General features: G+C 63.2%; 15 protein-coding genes. 12 read left to right on the top strand and 3 right to left on the bottom strand.

The window, feature by feature from the left end:
* Positions 1-50: 50 nt before the first annotated feature.
* Together H143_RS0116770 and H143_RS0116765 are read left to right on the top strand one after the other, a co-directional pair.
* The gene (locus H143_RS0116770) at positions 51-1,532 is read left to right on the top strand and encodes a GGDEF domain-containing protein (RefSeq protein ID WP_196801324.1); all 1,482 of its coding nucleotides are present in this window, start codon (positions 51-53) and stop codon (positions 1,530-1,532) included.
* A gap of 42 nt (positions 1,533-1,574) precedes the next feature.
* A complete protein-coding gene (locus H143_RS0116765) occupies positions 1,575-2,252 on the top strand; it encodes a YoaK family protein (RefSeq protein WP_033365562.1) in 678 nt (225 codons plus the stop codon).
* Positions 2,253-2,276: 24 nt separating this feature from the next.
* On the opposite strand, the gene H143_RS0116760 is transcribed toward H143_RS0116765, so the two are convergent.
* Positions 2,277-2,735, bottom strand: coding sequence for a CBS domain-containing protein (locus H143_RS0116760; RefSeq protein ID WP_019939416.1), 459 nt, complete (start codon positions 2,733-2,735; stop codon positions 2,277-2,279).
* 119 nt (positions 2,736-2,854) lie between these two features.
* Between H143_RS0116760 and H143_RS0116755 the strand changes: the two genes are divergently transcribed.
* The 9 genes from H143_RS0116755 (at position 2,855) to H143_RS0116715 (ending at position 13,497) form a co-directional block, all read left to right on the top strand.
* On the top strand, positions 2,855-4,327 hold the full coding sequence (locus H143_RS0116755) for a YdiU family protein (RefSeq protein ID WP_026350171.1): 1,473 nt from the start codon (positions 2,855-2,857) through the stop codon (positions 4,325-4,327).
* Between the two features lie 10 nt (positions 4,328-4,337).
* Entirely contained in the window at positions 4,338-5,402 is a 1,065-nt protein-coding gene (gene aroC / locus H143_RS0116750) for a chorismate synthase (RefSeq protein ID WP_019939414.1), read from the top strand.
* Between the two features lie 241 nt (positions 5,403-5,643).
* Positions 5,644-7,047 (top strand): 3-isopropylmalate dehydratase large subunit, encoded by a 1,404-nt coding sequence (gene leuC / locus H143_RS0116745; RefSeq protein WP_019939413.1) that lies wholly within the window; start codon positions 5,644-5,646, stop codon positions 7,045-7,047.
* A gap of 25 nt (positions 7,048-7,072) precedes the next feature.
* Positions 7,073-7,729 carry a 3-isopropylmalate dehydratase small subunit gene (leuD, locus tag H143_RS0116740; RefSeq protein ID WP_019939412.1) on the top strand — a complete coding sequence of 219 codons (657 nt, stop codon included), beginning with the start codon at positions 7,073-7,075 and terminating at the stop codon, positions 7,727-7,729.
* A 180-nt stretch (positions 7,730-7,909) separates the two neighbouring features.
* Positions 7,910-8,989, top strand: a complete 1,080-nt coding sequence (leuB, locus tag H143_RS0116735; RefSeq protein ID WP_019939411.1) for a 3-isopropylmalate dehydrogenase — start codon at positions 7,910-7,912, stop codon at positions 8,987-8,989.
* Between the two features lie 195 nt (positions 8,990-9,184).
* The gene (gene asd, locus H143_RS0116730) at positions 9,185-10,315 is read left to right on the top strand and encodes an aspartate-semialdehyde dehydrogenase (protein ID WP_019939410.1); all 1,131 of its coding nucleotides are present in this window, start codon (positions 9,185-9,187) and stop codon (positions 10,313-10,315) included.
* Between the two features lie 141 nt (positions 10,316-10,456).
* Positions 10,457-12,031, top strand: coding sequence for a FimV family protein (locus H143_RS0116725; RefSeq protein ID WP_019939409.1), 1,575 nt, complete (start codon positions 10,457-10,459; stop codon positions 12,029-12,031).
* Between the two features lie 3 nt (positions 12,032-12,034).
* Positions 12,035-12,844, top strand: a complete 810-nt coding sequence (gene truA / locus H143_RS0116720) for a tRNA pseudouridine(38-40) synthase TruA (protein ID WP_019939408.1) — start codon at positions 12,035-12,037, stop codon at positions 12,842-12,844.
* 5 nt (positions 12,845-12,849) lie between these two features.
* Complete coding sequence (locus tag H143_RS0116715; RefSeq protein ID WP_026350169.1) at positions 12,850-13,497, top strand: phosphoribosylanthranilate isomerase; 648 nt, start codon at positions 12,850-12,852, stop codon at positions 13,495-13,497.
* Between the two features lie 6 nt (positions 13,498-13,503).
* On the opposite strand, the gene H143_RS0116710 is transcribed toward H143_RS0116715, so the two are convergent.
* Positions 13,504-13,794, bottom strand: a complete 291-nt coding sequence (locus H143_RS0116710; protein WP_019939406.1) for an antibiotic biosynthesis monooxygenase — start codon at positions 13,792-13,794, stop codon at positions 13,504-13,506.
* Positions 13,795-14,001: 207 nt separating this feature from the next.
* On the opposite strand from H143_RS0116710, the gene H143_RS0116705 reads away from it, so the two are divergent.
* Positions 14,002-14,892 (top strand): EamA family transporter, encoded by an 891-nt coding sequence (locus H143_RS0116705; RefSeq protein WP_019939405.1) that lies wholly within the window; start codon positions 14,002-14,004, stop codon positions 14,890-14,892.
* A gap of 15 nt (positions 14,893-14,907) precedes the next feature.
* Here the strand turns inward: H143_RS0116705 and H143_RS20955 are convergent, their stop codons facing one another.
* Positions 14,908-17,298, bottom strand: coding sequence for a DUF3772 domain-containing protein (locus H143_RS20955; protein WP_019939404.1), 2,391 nt, complete (start codon positions 17,296-17,298; stop codon positions 14,908-14,910).
* Positions 17,299-17,347: the final 49 nt, after the last annotated feature.

The raw sequence follows: 17,347 nt of genomic DNA, 5'->3' as shown, positions 1-17,347 counted from the left end.
GGCAAATGCTTCACAAAACCGCAAAGTTCCTGCTTGCCTTGATTGCGCGCATGCTCACGCCCGGCGGGGTGATCGCATGCGCGATAGCCCTCTGGGCAGGCGTGGTCGCCCTTTGCGGCTTGATCGTCTATCAGTCTTATGTCGACGCCATTTATCTGGCCAGACAAAGTTCGCGCAATTTGCTGCAGGCGATTGACAGGGACCTGGAACGCTCCTTCAATTCCTACAATTTGTCGTTGCAGGCGGTGATCAATGGCGCTCACAACGCCAGAATAATGTCCCTGCCCGCGGACTTGCGCAATGCGGTTCTCTTTGACAACTCAGCCACTGCACAGTACTTCGGCACCCTCGTTCTGCTGAACGCGCAAGGACGGGTCGTTGCCGATTCGTCGGCCGCCGACGCTTCGCCGAATGACGATCTATCCGATCGCAAGTCCTACCTGGTGCACAAACAAGACCCGCGGCTCGATTTCTGGATGAGTCCGCCGCATCTTTCCCGGCGTCGCCCTGGTGCCTATGAAATCACCGTCAGCCGCCGAGTCGGCGCGCCCGATGGCAGTTTCGCCGGTGTCGTGATCGGCACGATAAATGCCGATTACTTCCGAGCGCTGCTCCAGGGCATCGACCTGAAGCGATCCGGGATAGCTGCGATCCTCATGACCGATGGCAGTCTGCTGGCGACAGTGCCTTACGATCTAGCCCAGGTCGGGCGCAATTTCCGCTCCAGTCCGGTCTTCCAGAAGTTGCTGCGCGAGCAATCCGGATCGTTGTGGGGAACGAGCACCGTCGATGGCGTAAAGCGTCTGCACGTTTTCAGGCGGCTCCAGAACCTCCCGATGATCGTCGATATCGCTCCCGCGAAGACCGAAATACTCGCGGACTGGAAAAAACGTTCCCTGCTTGTGTCTCTGCTGGGGCTGATTTTTGGCCTGTTGGTCATGCCCACGGCTTTTCTGTTCGCGCGCGAACTGCGGCAGCGTCGGCTGTCCGAGCTCGAACTGCGCCGCCAGGCGCATCTGGATTCTTTGACGGGACTGGACAACAGGGGCACCTTCGACCGGTCGTTGCAGAAGGCCTGCGCACTCTCGAAGCGCACGGGTTCGCCAGTATCTCTGTTGTTTTTCGATCTCGATAAATTCAAGTCGTACAACGACACCTATGGGCATCAGGCAGGTGACGACGTATTGAGGCGCGTGACCGACGCCGCGCGCAAAACGCTGCAGCGATCGACAGACCATTTCGCACGGTACGGAGGCGAAGAGTTCGTCGCGATCCTCGAGGGGACTGACTTGGAGCAGGCGGTCGCGATCGCCGAGCAGGTCCGCGCAAGCATCGAGAATCTTGCGATCGAGCATTCCGGCGGCCCGACCGAATTCGTCACGGTCAGCATCGGTGTCGCTGGCGCCAGCGGTAGCGGCGTAACCCCGCAGACGCTCATCGGCATGGCCGACGAGGCGCTCTACGATGCCAAGGCGGCGGGCAGAAATTGCGTCAGGCGTTTCTCGTGCGCGAATCGGGCGGCGATCACTTGATACTATGAAGCAATACTGACTTGCGCTGGAGGATTTGAATTCATGCCATGGTTACGCCAATTGCCACGCTGGGCCTGGTTTGGCACAGGGGGGCTGGCCTTCATCGCCGGCTTGGTCAATGCGGTCGGTTATCTCGGTTTCCGCCACGAGTCCATCAGCAATATGACCGGCAATACCAGTCTGCTGGGCATTGCGCTGGGCGCTGCACAGGGCGGCGAGATACTGCACTGGGCGCTGGCCATCGGGGCATTCGTGCTCGGCACCATGCTCAGCGGCATGATCGTCCAGCAAAGCACTTTGAAGCTCGGTAGGCGCTATGGCGTCGCCCTGGTGCTTGAGTCGCTGCTGCTTTTCTCTGCCGTGCCGTTTCTGGATGCGTCCGACTCGCTGGGACTCTACCTGGCGTCGGCCGCGATGGGCCTGCAGAACGGCATGGTCAGCGCCTACAGCGGGGCGCTGATTCGAACCACGCATGTGACCGGGATCTTTACCGACCTGGGCATTTACCTCGGGCACTTACTGCGGGGCCTGCCGGTGGACATGCTGCGCCTGCGCGTGTGCATTGTGGTGGCGACGACCTTCATGCTGGGTAGCGCCTTTGGCGCGCTGTTGTTCGGGCGCATGCAGGAGCACGCAATATTGATCCCGGCCGCGCTCACCGGAGCGTGCGGCCTGGTTTACAGTGCATACCGCCAGTACTCGCTGGCCTTGACGGAATGAGGCCGGGCAATTGCGATGCCGGCTTCAGGCCCGCGCCTGTTCCTCGCTGTCGGTTGGCCAGTCGCGTATATAGGCTTTGAGCATATTGTTCTCGAATTCCTGCGCCGCCACGACAGCATGGGCCACGTCGTAGAAAGAGATCACGCCCATCAGGACGGGACCGTCCATCACGGGAATATAGCGGGCATGGTTTTCCAGCATCAGGCGGCGCAGTTCATCGGCGTCGGTATTGGGCGATACGCTCACCGGCGCGTCGTCCATGATGGCGCGCACAGTGGTGTCGCCGACCTCGCGCTGGCTGTGGAGCAGACGGATGATTTCGCGGAAGGTAAGCATACCGACCAGCGTTCCGCTTTCCATGATGACCATCGAGCCGATGTCGCGCTCGCTCATGGTGCGGATGGCCTCCGATACCGGCATGTCGGGCGTGCCGGTGTACAGGGTGTTGCCTTTGACGCGCAGGATTTCTGTGACTTTAAGCATGGTCGTTTCCTCCCCCAGGTTTTCTGTGAACCCGGCTATGCGACTATTGTGCGCCCGCCTGGCGGGTTCTTCCAAATCGGGATGGCACCCGAGGCGGCGCGGGGGGCGATAATGGCACCATGACTATCTCATGTTTGGCCGACTTGGCCACGGATAATACCTTCGCGGCTTTGCCGGCCGATTTCTACACGCGGCTCTCGCCGCGTCCGCTGCAAGCGCCGCGGCTGCTGCATGCCAATGCCGCCGCTGCCGAACTGATCGGCCTGCCTCCCTCTGTCTTGGCTACGCCGCAGTTTCTCGCGGTGTGTTCCGGCGCCGCGCCGTTGCCTGGCGGGGATACGCTGTCGGCCGTCTACAGCGGCCATCAATTCGGGGTCTGGGCTGGGCAACTGGGCGATGGCAGGGCGCACCTGCTGGGCGAGGTGCAAGGTCCGGCGGGCAATTGGGAACTGCAGCTCAAGGGCGCGGGCCGCACCCCCTACTCGCGCATGGGCGACGGACGGGCCGTGCTGCGCTCCTCGGTGCGCGAATATCTGGCCGGCGAGGCCATGCACGGCCTGGGTATTCCGACCACGCGTGCGCTGGCGCTAGTCGTATCCGACGAACCTGTCGCGCGCGAAACCATGGAAACCGCCGCCGTGGTTACGCGTATGGCGCCCAGCTTCGTGCGGTTCGGATCCTTCGAACACTGGGGCCTCAACGATCGTCCCGAACTGCTGCGCATCCTTGCCGACTACGTCATAGGCAAGTTCTATCCTGAATGCCGCGAGGCGCCGGGCGAGCACGGCCCCTTGCTGGCCTTGCTGGAGGCCGTCACGCGCCGCACGGCGCGGCTCATGGCCGACTGGCAGACGGTGGGCTTCTGCCATGGCGTCATGAACACCGACAATATGTCCATCCTGGGGCTGACGCTGGACTACGGTCCATACGGCTTCATGGATGCTTTTCAGACCGACCACATTTGCAACCACACCGATGCGCAAGGACGCTACGCGTGGAACCGCCAGCCCTCGGCGGGGTTGTGGAATCTCTACCGCCTGGCCGGTGCCTTGCACGCGCTGATACCGGACACCGACGCGCTGCGCGGCGTGCTTGACGGATACGAACCCGAGTTTGCCGATGCATTCGGCAAGCGCATGGCAACCAAGCTGGGCATGGCGCAATGGCAGGAAGGCGACGAATCCTTGGTCGACGACTTGCTGCGCCTCATGCACGCCAACCGCGCCGATTTCACCCTGAGCTTTCGCCGGCTGTCCGACGCGGTGCGCGGCGCGCAGCAAGGCTTTCTCGATCTTTTCATCGACAGGCCTGCCGCTCAGGCCTGGCTGCAGCGCCTGCTGGCGCGGCACGCAAGCGAAGACAGGGCAACTGCCGAGCGCGCGGCGGCCATGGACCGCACCAACCCGCGCTACGTCCTGCGCAACCACCTGGCCGAACTGGCCATCCGTTCGGCCCAAGAGGGCGATGCGTCGGAAATCGACACATTGCTCATGCTGCTGGCCGATCCCTGCACCGACCGGCCGGGCTTCGAGCGCTATGCTAATCTGCCGCCCGACTGGGCAGCAGGCATCGAAGTGAGCTGCTCTTCTTGAGGTCTTTTTCATGTCCGGCAATACTCTAGGCACTCTTTTCTGCGTCACCAACTTCGGCGAATCGCACGGCTCGGCCATAGGCTGTGTGGTCGACGGTTGCCCGCCGGGCATGCCGCTTGAGGCGGCCGACATGCAAGCCGAACTGGACCGCCGCCGTCCCGGTACCTCGCGCCACGTAACCCAGCGCCAGGAAGCCGATCAGGTCGAGATCCTGTCGGGCGTATTCGAGGGCGTGACCACCGGCACGCCCATCGGCCTGCTCATTCGCAACACCGACCAGCGCAGCAAGGACTACAACAATCTCCTGGACACTTTCCGTCCCGGTCACGCCGATTACAGCTATTGGAAGAAATACGGCGTGCGGGACCCGCGTGGTGGCGGCCGCTCCTCGGCCCGCCTGACTGCGCCCACGGTTGCCGCTGGCGCGATTGCCAAGAAATGGCTGGCGCGCGAATACGGCGTCGCAGTGCGCGGTTACATGAGTCAGCTAGGCCCTATCGAGATCCCGTTCGAGTCCTGGGACGCGGTGGGCGCCAATGCCTTCTACGCACCCAATGCCGGCATCGTGCCCCAGCTCGAAGCCTATATGGACCTGTTGCGCCGCGACGGCGATTCGGTCGGCGCGCGCATTGAAGTCCTGGCCGAGTCCGTGCCCGCCGGCTGGGGCGAACCCCTTTACGACAAACTCGACGCCGACATCGCCCATGCAATGATGGGCTTGAACGCGGTCAAGGGCGTGGCCATCGGTGACGGCTTTGCCAGCATCGCCCATCGCGGCTCCGAACACGGCGACGAAATCACGCCCGAGGGCTTCACCAGCAACCACGACGGCGGCGTGCTGGGGGGGATTTCCAATGGACAGCCCATCTGTGTCTCACTGGCCATCAAGCCCACCTCCAGCATTCGCGTCGAGCGCCGCTCCGTGAACCGGGCCGGCGAACCCGTCATGGTCCAGACCCTGGGCCGCCATGACCCCTGCGTGGGCATCCGCGCCACCCCGATTGCAGAGGCCTTGCTTGCCCTGGTCCTGATCGACCATGCGCTGCGTCACCGCGGGCAATGCGGCATAAAGTAGCACTATCAATACTAGGATAATAAGTTCCGTTGTACTAGCTTGAGACGCTGGGCATAATTAGCCTGGAGACACCCTTCAGCAACCCAAGCCCAGCCGCGATCGAACCAGACAGCGCGCCCAGGTCCCCGTAGCAATCCGAAGCACAGCCCGGTGGGCGAGCATCGCAATTGCGCAGGACGGCCTCGGCGGCTCAAGAACTCAAATCCGGCGGTGGCCTTACAGAACTCAATTGAGTGCAGCCATGGCCCAGACCCTCTACGACAAACTCTGGCAGTCCCACGTCGTTCATCAAGAATCCGACGGCACCTGCCTGCTCTACATCGACCGCCACCTGCTGCACGAGGTCACCAGCCCTCAGGCTTTCGAGGGTCTGACCATTGCCGGCCGCAAGGCCTGGCGCACCGGCGCCAATCTGGCCGTGGCCGATCACAACGTACCCACGGTCAACCGCGCCCGCGGTATCGACGATCCCATCTCTAAACTGCAGGTCGACACGCTCGACGACAATTGCGGCAAGTTCGGCATCACCGAATTCAAGATGAACGACCTGCGCCAGGGCATTGTGCACGTCATCGGGCCCGAGCAGGGCGCTACGTTGCCGGGCATGACTGTAGTCTGTGGCGACTCGCATACCAGCACCCACGGCGCGTTGGCTACGCTGGCCTTCGGCATCGGCACGTCGGAGGTCGAGCACGTGCTGGCCACGCAGACGCTGCTTATGAAAAAGAACAAAAGCATGCTCATCAAGGTCGACGGCGAACTGCCTTTCGGCTGCACCGCCAAGGACGTGGTGCTGCACATCATCGGCATCATCGGCACTGCGGGCGGCACGGGCTACGCCATCGAATTCGCCGGCAGCACTATCAGCGCGCTGTCCGTCGAAGGCCGCATGACTGTCTGCAATATGGCCATCGAAGCGGGCGCGCGCTCGGGCATGGTGGCCGTCGACGACAAGACCGTCGAATACTTCAAAGGCCGTCCCTTCGCGCCTGCCGGCGTGCTGTGGGAACAGGCCGTGGCCTACTGGCGCACGCTGCACAGCGATCCCGGCGCCAGCTTCGACCGCGTGGTCGAGATCGATGCACGACAGATCAAGCCGCAGGTCACCTGGGGTACGTCGCCCGAAATGGTGCTGCCCGTCGACGGCCGCGTCCCCGATCCCGATCGCGAAAAAGACGACGTGCGCCGCAGCGGTATGGAGCGCGCCCTGCAATACATGGGTCTCGTACCCAATACGCCGCTCACCGATATTCGTGTCGACCGCGTATTCATTGGCTCCTGCACCAACTCGCGTATCGAAGACCTGCGCGCGGCCGCTTCTGTGGCGCGCGGACGGCGCGTGGCCGCAAACGTCAAGGAAGCGCTGGTCGTGCCGGGCTCGGGCCTGGTCAAGCAGCAGGCCGAACGCGAAGGCCTGGACAAGATCTTCATCGCCGCGGGCTTCCAGTGGCGCGAACCGGGCTGCTCCATGTGCCTGGCCATGAACGCCGACCGCCTCGAACCGGGCGAGCGTTGCGCTTCGACCTCGAACCGTAACTTCGAGGGCCGGCAGGGGCAGGGCGGACGCACCCACCTTGTGAGTCCGGCCATGGCCGCCGCTGCCGCGGTGGCCGGCCATTTCGTCGACGTGCGCGCGCTGCGTTAAATCCCCCCCGTCAGGATCAAGAATCATGCAAGCATTTACCGCTCATCAAGGCCTGGTGGCGCCGCTCGACCGCGAGAACGTCGACACCGACCTCATCATTCCCAAGCAATTCCTCAAGTCGATCAAGCGCTCCGGCTTCGGCCCCAACCTGTTCGACGAGCTGCGCTATCTCGACCATGGCGAGCCGGGCATGGACAACAGCAAGCGTGCGCTCAACCCCGACTTCGTGCTCAACCAGCCGCGCTACCAGGGTGCATCCATCTTGTTGGCGCGCAAGAACTTCGGCTGCGGCTCCAGCCGCGAGCACGCGCCCTGGGCACTTACGCAATACGGTTTTCGTGCCATCATCGCGCCGTCCTACGCCGACATCTTCTTTAACAACAGTTTCAAGAACGGTCTCTTGCCCATCATCCTGTCGGAGTTCGAGGTTGCCAAGCTGTTCGACGAGGTCAAGGCTTTCCCCGGCTACACGCTCACCGTCGATCTGCCCGAGCAGGTCGTGCGCACGCCCGGCGGCCAGGCCATGCCCTTCGATATCGAGCCCTTCCGCAAGCACTGCCTGGTCAATGGCCTGGACGACATCGGCCTGACCCTGCAGCATGCCGACAAGATCCGGGCCTTCGAAGCCGAACGTCTGGCAAGACACCCCTGGTTGGAAGGCCAGCCGGTGATCGGCCGCTGAATGCGCTGGAGCGGATCCGGCGCCAAATCTGATTCGTGTGTTATTGATTCGGCTATGTGCCCTTGACCCGAGCCGAGGCCCCCGGAGCAATCCGAAGCACAGCCCACCGGGCGAGCATCGGAATTGCTCCGGGCAGCCTCGGCGGCTTAAGAACTCAACAACAGTCCTCCCCAAGTAACCATGACCACCCATCAAATCGCAGTTCTGCCCGGCGACGGCATCGGCCCCGAAATTACCGAACAGGCCGTCCGCGTCCTCAAGGCGCTGAACCTGCCGCTGGAGCTGAAGCAAGCCCCGGTAGGCGGCGCCGCCTTCGACCAGTTCGAACACCCGCTGCCTCCCGCCACGCTCGAGTTGGCCAAGCAGTCCCGCGCCGTCCTTTTCGGCGCCGTCGGCGACTGGAAATACGATGCTTTGCCGCGCGAATTTCGGCCCGAGCAGGCCATCCTCGGCCTGCGCAAGAACCTCGGCCTCTTCGCCAACCTGCGCCCCGCCATCCTCTATCCCGAACTGGCCAACGCCTCCTCGCTCAAGCCCGAAATCGTCTCGGGCCTGGACATCCTCATCATCCGAGAACTCACCGGCGACATCTACTTCGGCACCCCGCGCGGCACGCGCCAGGCTCCTGACGGCGCCTTCAAGGGCGAGAAAGAGGGCTACGACACCATGCGCTACACCGAGCCCGAAGTGCGCCGCATCGCTCGCGTCGGCTTCGAGACCGCCCGCAAGCGCGGCAAGAAGCTGTGCAGCGTCGATAAGGCCAATGTGCTGGAAACCTCGCAATTCTGGCGCGACATCGTCATCGAAGTCGCGCGCGACTATCCCGACGTCGAACTCTCGCACATGTATGTCGACAACGCCGCCATGCAACTGGTGCGCGCGCCCAAGAGTTTCGATGTGATCGTCACCGGCAATATGTTCGGCGATATCCTGTCTGATGAAGCCGCCATGCTCACCGGCTCCATCGGCATGCTGCCCTCGGCTTCGCTGAACGAGTCTTCCCAGGGGCTGTACGAGCCCAGCCACGGATCGGCGCCGGACATCGCTGGCCAGGGTGTGGCCAACCCCCTGGCCACCATCCTGTCGGCCGCCATGCTGCTGCGCTACTCGCTGGGCGAATCCGCCCAGGCCGACCGCATCGAGGTAGCCGTGCGCGAGGTGCTGGCACAAGGGCTGCGCACCGCCGACATTTTCGAGGCGGGCACCACCAAGGTGACCACATCCCAGATGGGCGACGCCGTTCTCAAGGCGCTGGCCTGAGTCCGATCGGCAACACCGGGGCGGTTTTTTCTCCGCTTGCGGTGTGCGGTGCCGCAATCGGCTCGGCTTTCTGATAAAGTCGGGTAAACCCTGTTGCAATCGAACCGTCACGAGGTGCAAACCTTCTTGATAGTTGGTGCTGCCGAAAGCGCGGCACCGGGACATTTTTCCAATTTTTTCTAAGAGCTCTTCCAAATGAAGCAAGCAGTAGGCATCGTTGGCTGGCGCGGCATGGTCGGTTCCGTGCTCATGCAGCGCATGCGCGAAGAAAGCGACTTCGCTCACTTCGAACCCGTGTTCTTCTCCACCAGCAACGCGGGCGGCAAAGCCCCGGTCTGGGCCGAAGGCGCCGGTCCCCTGCAAGACGCCTATGACATTGAATCGCTTAGAAAACTATCTATCATCGTCACCGCCCAGGGCGGCGACTACACCACCGAGGTCTACGGCAAACTGCGCAACGCCGGCTGGAACGGCCTGTGGATTGACGCCGCCAGCACGCTGCGCATGGCCGACGATGCCATCATCGTCCTCGACCCCGTCAACCGCCCGGTGATCGATGCGGCGCTCAGGCGCGGCGTACGCAATTTCATTGGCGGCAACTGCACCGTCAGCTGCATGCTCATGGGTCTGGCGGGCCTGTTTAACAACGATCTGGTCGAGTGGATGACCTCCATGACTTACCAGGCCGCATCCGGCGGCGGCGCCCAGCATATGCGTGAACTGCTCACGCAGTTCGGTCTGTTAAACGGCGCTGTCAAGCCGCTACTGGACGATCCGGCCTCCGCCATCCTGGACATCGACCGCGGCGTACTCGCCAAGCAGCAGGACGGCAGCCTGCCGCAGGAACACTTCGGCGTGCCTCTGGCTGGCAACCTCATTCCCTGGATCGACAAGGATCTGGGCAACGGCATATCGCGCGAGGAGTGGAAGGGCGAGGCCGAGACCAACAAAATCCTCGGCCGCGGCGCCGCCTTTGGCACGCCCGTCACGCCGATCGACGGCCTGTGCGTGCGCATCGGGGCCATGCGCTGCCACAGCCAGGCGCTCACCATCAAGCTCAAGCGCGACGTACCCCTCGACGAGGTCGAAGGCCTCATCGCCGAGGGCACTAACTGGGCCAAGGTCGTTCCCAACACCAAGGAAGATACGGTCAAATCGCTGACGCCGGTCGCCGTTACCGGTACGCTCGACATCCCGGTAGGCCGCCTTCGCAAGCTTTCCATGGGGTCCCAATATCTGGGCGCCTTTACCGTCGGCGACCAACTACTGTGGGGGGCCGCCGAGCCGCTGCGCCGCATGCTGCGCATCGCGCTGGCCGAGGCGTGATTGCCATTTCCGGCCCGGCTTATTTACCAAGGGGTACGTAACGTACCCCTTTTTTATTTGTGCCACATCAATGATGCGTCTAAACTTTCTCGTTATTTTCCGGTATTTGGAAGCTCGCTCATGATCGGGTCTCAACGCGCTATGCATCCTTCATCTGTTCGCCCGTTCCGCGAGGCCGTGCTGGCCTGGGCGTTGGCTGCGGCCATCGGCATGACCGCCGTCGGCACCGCGCAGGCCGTCAGCCTGGGCCATGCCCGGGTTGTGTCCGCGCCGGGGACGCCGTTGCAGGTGGTGGTGCCGCTTGTCGGCCTCACGCCCGACGAAGCGGCCAATCTGCATGTTTCGCTGGCCGATGCTGCGGCCTGGCAGCAGGCCGGCCTGCAACCCCCCACGCCGCTGGCCGACATGCATGCCGCGCTTGAAGCCGGCACCAAGGGCAGCCGTCTGGTGCGTATCACTTCCAGCCAGCCCCCCGGCAGCGACGCCATCGACGTGCTGCTCGACATGCAGTCGAACGCCGGGCAGCGCCAGTTGCAGGTCACGGTGCTGGTGCCGGCCAACGACATCGCTTCGGGTATCCGGCAGGCCACGGCAGGCGGCGCACAAAACGCGCATGCCGCCGGCAACGCCTCGGTCGTGCGGGTCATCAAGGTCTTGCCCGGGCAGACGCTCTGGGGCATCGCATCCAGCCATGCCGTGGCCAACGCCACCATCTACCAGGAACTCGTGGCATTGTGGCGCGCCAATCCGCGGGCGTTCATCCAGAACAACATGAACCTGGTGCGTAGCGGCAGCACGCTCAGCTTGCCCGATGCCGCGACGGTGCAGGCCATCGATCCTGCCCAGGCCCGCCGTATTTTTGACGAACAGCTCGCCGCTTTTCAGCGCTATCGCGGCCGCCTGGGCGCCGGCGCGCACGGTGCGGCGCCGGCGGTGAACAATCAGCCCAATGCCGAGGGCAAGGTCGAGTCCAGTCAGGCCGGCAACAAGGCGATCGCGCCTTCCACGCAAGACCAGCTGCGCCTGTCCACGCCCTCTCAGGCGGATGCAAAGGCCGATTCCGAGATATCGAATCAGCACGCTATGGAGGACGCTAGCAAGCGTATCGGCGAGCTTCAGTCGAACGTTCAGGCCCTGGCCAAGGCGGCAGGCGCCGCGCAGGCAGGCGCGGCGGGTAATGGCCAGAGCAGCCAGAGCAGCCAGAGCAGCCAGAGCAGCCAGAGCAGCCAGGGCAGCCAGGGCAGTGCGGCGCCTGCGTCCAGTGTGACCGCCGCTTCGTCGAGCCCCCCAAGCAACCCGACCAGTCCGAGCAATTCAAGCGCTTCGGATACCGGGGCCTCCAGCGGCACCGGCACTGCAGGCGCTGCGGCCAACAGCCCCGTCACCGGCCCCAGTTCTCCGACTGCCAATGCGCTGGACGTAGCCAAGGACACTGCCAGGCAGGTTGTCAACAAGAGCGGCATGACCGACTGGCTGTCGGACAATATGCTCATCGTCGTCACGGCCGTGCTGGTCGTCATCATCCTGATCGTGGCCCTGCTGATGCGCCGCGCCGGTCAGCATCATGACGATGACGACGACGATTCCTACGGATACGCCGAGCCGTCCATGGGCGATACGGCCAACGAGCAGGGCGTCGATCGCAGGATCAGCGACATCAATCTCGACCTCGACCAATCGGGCAACAACGATCGTCCACACGACGGCCGGACCTGATCCATGCCGCGCATTGCGCTGGGCCTGGCTTATGACGGCTCGGCTTGGCAGGGCTGGCAGACCCAGCCTCATGGGCAGACGGTTCAAGACAGGTTCGAAGCGGCGTTGGGCGAGTTCTCTGGCGTCGGCATGCCGCTGGCTACAGTTTGCGCGGGCCGCACGGATACTGGCGTGCATGCCGCCATGCAGGTCGTGCATCTGGATACCGAGATGGATCGCCGCGACGAGTCCTGGGTGCGCGGCGTCAATGCTTTTTTGCCCGACAGCATTGTCGTGCAGTGGGCGCAGGTAGTGTCCGCCGATTTCCATGCCCGCTTCTCGGCCCTTTCTCGCACCTATGTCTATTTGCTATGGCGCGGCCGGGTAAGGCCCGCTTTGTGGGCCGGCCGCGCGGGCTGGTGCTTCCAGCCGCTCGATCTGGATGCCATGCGGCAAGCGGCCCAGGCCCTGCTGGGCGAGCATGATTTCTCCAGCTTCCGCTCGGCGCAATGTCAGGCGCGGCAGCCCGTGCGCACGTTACATAGGCTGGACATCGAAGAACGTGGTCCTTTCGTCGTCTTCACCTTGCGGGCCAATGCCTTTCTGCATCATATGGTGCGAAATCTCGTCGGCGCCCTCCTGCAAGTAGGGCAGGGACGCGAACAGGCCGCCTGGATGGGACAGCTGCTTCAGGCCCGCGACCGTCGGCTCGGCGCGCCTACTTTCATGGCTGACGGCCTCTATCTTTGCGCGATCGAGTACGCTGGGAACCATGCGCTGCCGGCGCTCGACGGCGGCGCGACTTTGCTGTGGCCTTTTACTTCGCCTCGATGACCCCCATGCGTACCCGCATCAAGATCTGCGGCCTGACCCGCGAAGCCGATATCGTCGCCGCCGTCGAAGCGGGGGCCGATGCCGTCGGTTTTGTCTTTCATCCGGCCAGCAAGCGCTGTCTTTCCCTGGAGCGCGCGGTGCAGTTGCGCCGCGAGGTGCCGGCTTTCGTGGACGTGGTCGCCTTGTTCGTCAATGCGGAACCGCAGGTCGTCCATGCCGTAGTCGACAGGGTCCAGCCCGATCTGCTGCAATTCCATGGAGATGAGTCGCCCGCAACCTGTCGGCAATCCGGCCGCCGCTATTTGCGCGCCTTTCGCGTCGGAGCTCCTGGAATTGATACGCCCGAGGGCCTGGCCGAGTATTGCAAGGCCTATGACGATGCTGCCGGCTGGCTGTACGACAGCTATAGCACGGGCTATGGCGGCAGCGGCCTGACCTTCGATCATCGCCTGCTGTCCGAAGTGCAGGCCGGGGCGGCGTCTCGCCCGCTCATACTTTCCGGCGGCCTCAAGCCCGAGAGCGTGGCTCAGGCCGTGTGCGCTGTGCGTCCCTGGGCCGTGGACGTCAGCAGCGGTGTCGAAATCGAACCGGGCATCAAATCCGTGCGGCGCATGCAGGCCTTCGTGGCCGCCGTACGCGAGGCCCAGGCCTGAGGCAGCTCATACCAACTGCTGTACGTGCTGCACCTGCGGCGCCTGCGCCACGCTGTCGCCGATCAGGGAGCGCCACTGTTTGAAAGCTTCCGATTCGCGGAAATCGACCATATGGTGTTCGATCGTTTCCCAATCGACCACCAGGGTGTACTCCAGCGGTCGTTCGATGCAGCGGAACAATTGCATGCCGTGGCAGCCCTTGGCCCCCAGAAATAGCGGCTTGGCCTTGGTGACCGCCGCCTCGAAGGTCGGGCCGGCGCCTTCCTTGACGACGATGAAGGCGATTTCGTTGATCATGCAATGACTCCTGGGCTGGGTTGAAACATGCCCGGGCGGGCGATCCGGATCGGGCAGACGTTGAATCCGAGAAGTATCGCGCATCTGTACCGCCGCCGTCGATACGAGGCGGCCCGGTCGCCTCGTACGGCTTTTCGATAAACTGGCGTCCCCCCGCCATCATTGTTCACCAAGCTCGCGCCCGGGCGTCTGTCGCATTCCTGAATCATGCCGTTTTCTCATTTGCTGCTGGCCCTGAGCGTCGTTTTCGTATGGGGCACGAATTTCGTCGTCATCAAATGGGGGCTGGGCGATTTCCCGCCCTTCATGTTCGCCGCGCTGCGCTTTATCTTCTCGGCCTTGCCTTGGGTGTTTTTCGTGCGACGTCCGGCCGTGTCATGGAAACGCCTGGCGGCGGCCGGGATTTTCACGGGGGTGGGCCAGTTCGATCTTCTGTTCTGGGCCATGCAGCATGACATCTCTCCCGGCTTGGCATCGTTGGCAGTGCAGGCCCAAGTTTTTTTCACCATTCTGCTGGCCATTATTCTCAACGGCGAGCGCATGAAGGCGCTACAGGTCGGCGCCATGCTGCTGGCTGTGCTGGGCATGTGCGTTGTGGGCTGGCACGGTCTGCGCGATCCCAGCAGCACCATCACACTGTTCGGTCTGGCCACCGTATTGATGGGGGCCTTTTTCTGGGCGTGCGCCAACACGCTGGTAAGAGGCGCCGGCAGGGTCGACATGCTTGCATTCACCATCTGGAGCAGCCTGTATGCCGTGCCGCCCCTCATCTTGGTGAGCCTGTGTGTCGAGGGACCCGCCCGGGTATCGCAAGCCCTGGTCCATGCCAACTGGCATGGCTGGGTCACGGTTCTGTGGCAAGCCCTAGGCAATACGCTGTTCGGCTTCGGTGCCTGGAACTGGCTGCTGGCACGCCATCCCGCGGCTACCGTGACACCTTCCGCCTTGCTGGTGCCCGTCGTGGGCATGCTGTCCTCGGCCTGGCTGCTGTCCGAGGACCTAGCCAGCTGGAAACTGGCCGCAGCCTTGCTGGTCATGGCTGGCCTGACGCTCAATATTTACGCCGGCCGCCTGCAGCTCAAGGCCAGGGCGCTCTGACCCTTGCTTAGTCCGTTAAGGCTGTGGCGGCCCGGCAAGCGGCATGCCCGCATTGCCCTGCAGCACGACGGTCGAGGATGCCGATATCTGCAGCCCCTCCTGGGCCAGCCGGCTCAATACCTCATAAATTACGCGGCTGCGCACGGTGTAGGCCAAGCGGGGCGACTCCACATAGGCGATTGCATTGAACATCAACCGATCGTTCTCGATGCCGTCCAAATAAACCGTCGCCGCGGGCGTCTCCAGCACCTCTTCCTGTTCGACAAATACCGCCGTGACCAGATCGCGAATCTTGTCGGCGTCGGTATTGAGCGGCATGGGCAGCTTGATCTGCACCCGGCCCATGGAGCGCGAGTGCGTTACGTTGCGCAGGGTTTTGGTGATGAATTCCGAGTTCGGCACAATCACCGTGGATTTGTCCTGCATCAGGATTTCCGTGGCCCGCACGTTGATGCGCTGGATGTCGCCTTCCACGGTGCCCAGCGACACCCAGTCGCCCACCTTCACCGGCCGTTCGGCCAGCAGGATCAAGCCCGAGACGAAATTTTGCACCACCGCCTGCAGGCCGAAGCCTATGCCCACCGACAATGCGCTGGCGATCCATGCAACGCGGTCCAGCCCGAGGCCCAGCGCCGAAAGCGTCAGACCGGCCACGAAGAGCACACCGGCGTAGCCGAAAAGTGTCGCGGTCGAGGTGCGCATACCTGCGTCCATCGTGGTGGAGGGCAGGTAGGTCTCCTTTAGCCAACGCTTGAGCACCCTCACGCACAATATGCCCAGCACCAAGACCACCAGGCCTTGTCCCAGGGAGCTGGGCTGAATCAGAACCTGACCGATCTGCAGGCCTTTGCCGAGCTGTTCTGCGCTGTGCATGATCTCGGCAGGGCCACCGCCGAATGGGTTGATCAGCAGCACAATGGCGACCAGCACCACGACCACCCGAGTCGCGCCGGACAGCAATACGGCGGTTTGATGGCGCAGGCGAAATTGCGGCGTGAGGTGATCGGGCTTGCTGCCTGCAAGCAGCGTTAGGAACCCATCGTCGACCAGCAGCGACAGCAGATAGGCCGATGCCACCACGATCAGCAGCCACAAGCCCTGTGTAATGATGAAGGTCCCAAGAGTGGCATAGCCGATCAGCACGCCTATGATGCCAACGATCAGGGCCATCCAGCTCAGGGTGCTTAGCGTTGCAATCCAGAAAGGCCGGTGCAGCGCCTGGCCAGTCTCGGGATCGCGTTGCGATTTGCGGCGCAGCCTCTCTCCCAGCATCAGGCTCCATGCCAGTGTGATGCCTTGAGCAAGGGCCGCCAGGCTGGTCATGGCGATGGTCGTGTTGACGCTGATGTCCAGGATCGAGGGCAAGTCCAGTGCCAGCCATACGATCACGGCCAGCACTGCCAGCGTCCCGGGCAGCCAGCGCAAACCTCTGGCCACTTCGTCGGGCAGCGGCAGCAGGCGCCAGGACGGTCTCTTGGGCGAGAGCAGCACATTTCCCAGGCCGCCGATATAGCCGGCCAGTCCGACGATGCCCACCAGGGAATTCATCAAGCCGTCGGTGTTGTCCGAAAGCGTGTTGGTCCAATTCAGTCCCAGGATCAGCAATTTGGCGATCAATCCCGGCGTCACGATCGCCACGATCACGACCGCCACCGCAAACACCGAGCGGCGCAAGCGTCCCGAGGGCACGCGGGTCGCGGTCACGTGCAGCAGCATGCGCCGGATGAAAAAGTTCGCGGCCAGCACGGCAATGATGCCTGCGACGATCAGGAGCCAAACCGAGCCCGGTGTCTGGCGAGCACTGGAAGCCAGTTCCCCGCCTAGTTCTTCGAATCGCTGCAGATCGTTGGGAAAATCGCGCCGCAGTTCGGCGTGGTAGCGCGACGAAAAAAAAGTGCGATGGCGCTCGCCCATCTGAGCCTGGAACTGCATGCGCCGTTCGGTCGATACGCGATCGGCCAGTTGGCTCGCTTCGACCGACAGCAGCTTGGCCAGTTTCAGTTGTGAATCGAGCGTGCTGTTGCTCTTGACTAGCTGCTTGCGCTGATCGGCAACATCAGGCGGCTCCCTGGCCCCTGTCGGTACCGGACCTAATTGATTCAGCCGGGCTGTAATGTCGGCCAGACGCGGCGTCAGTACTGCTGCCAGACTATCGGCCTTGCTTTGCAGCCGCAGAACCTCATTGCCCCAGTGGTCCAGCGACTCGTCCGTAGGATGATTGTCCAGCCCCTTGAGTATGCCGTCCAGCCGGGTTCGCATCTGTGTCAGTTGCGTCTCGATTCCCGCGGGGCTATCGTTGCTTGGCTGCGCCCACGCGCAGGGGCCGGCAATGGCGGACAGGGCTAACAAGCAGGCGAGCAGCCCGGCGCGCAAGCGGCGCCCCGGGCGATGAAAAAACGGAATCATGAAAATATCCGTGATTGAGCGAGCCGGCAGCATAGCAAGTGCTAGTCCC

It is taken from the genome of Bordetella sp. FB-8 (assembly GCF_000382185.1).
Lineage (GTDB): Bacteria > Pseudomonadota > Gammaproteobacteria > Burkholderiales > Burkholderiaceae_B > Bordetella.
Note: the sequence above shows the minus strand (reverse complement) of the source record. Positions and strands in the feature narration are given on the sequence as shown.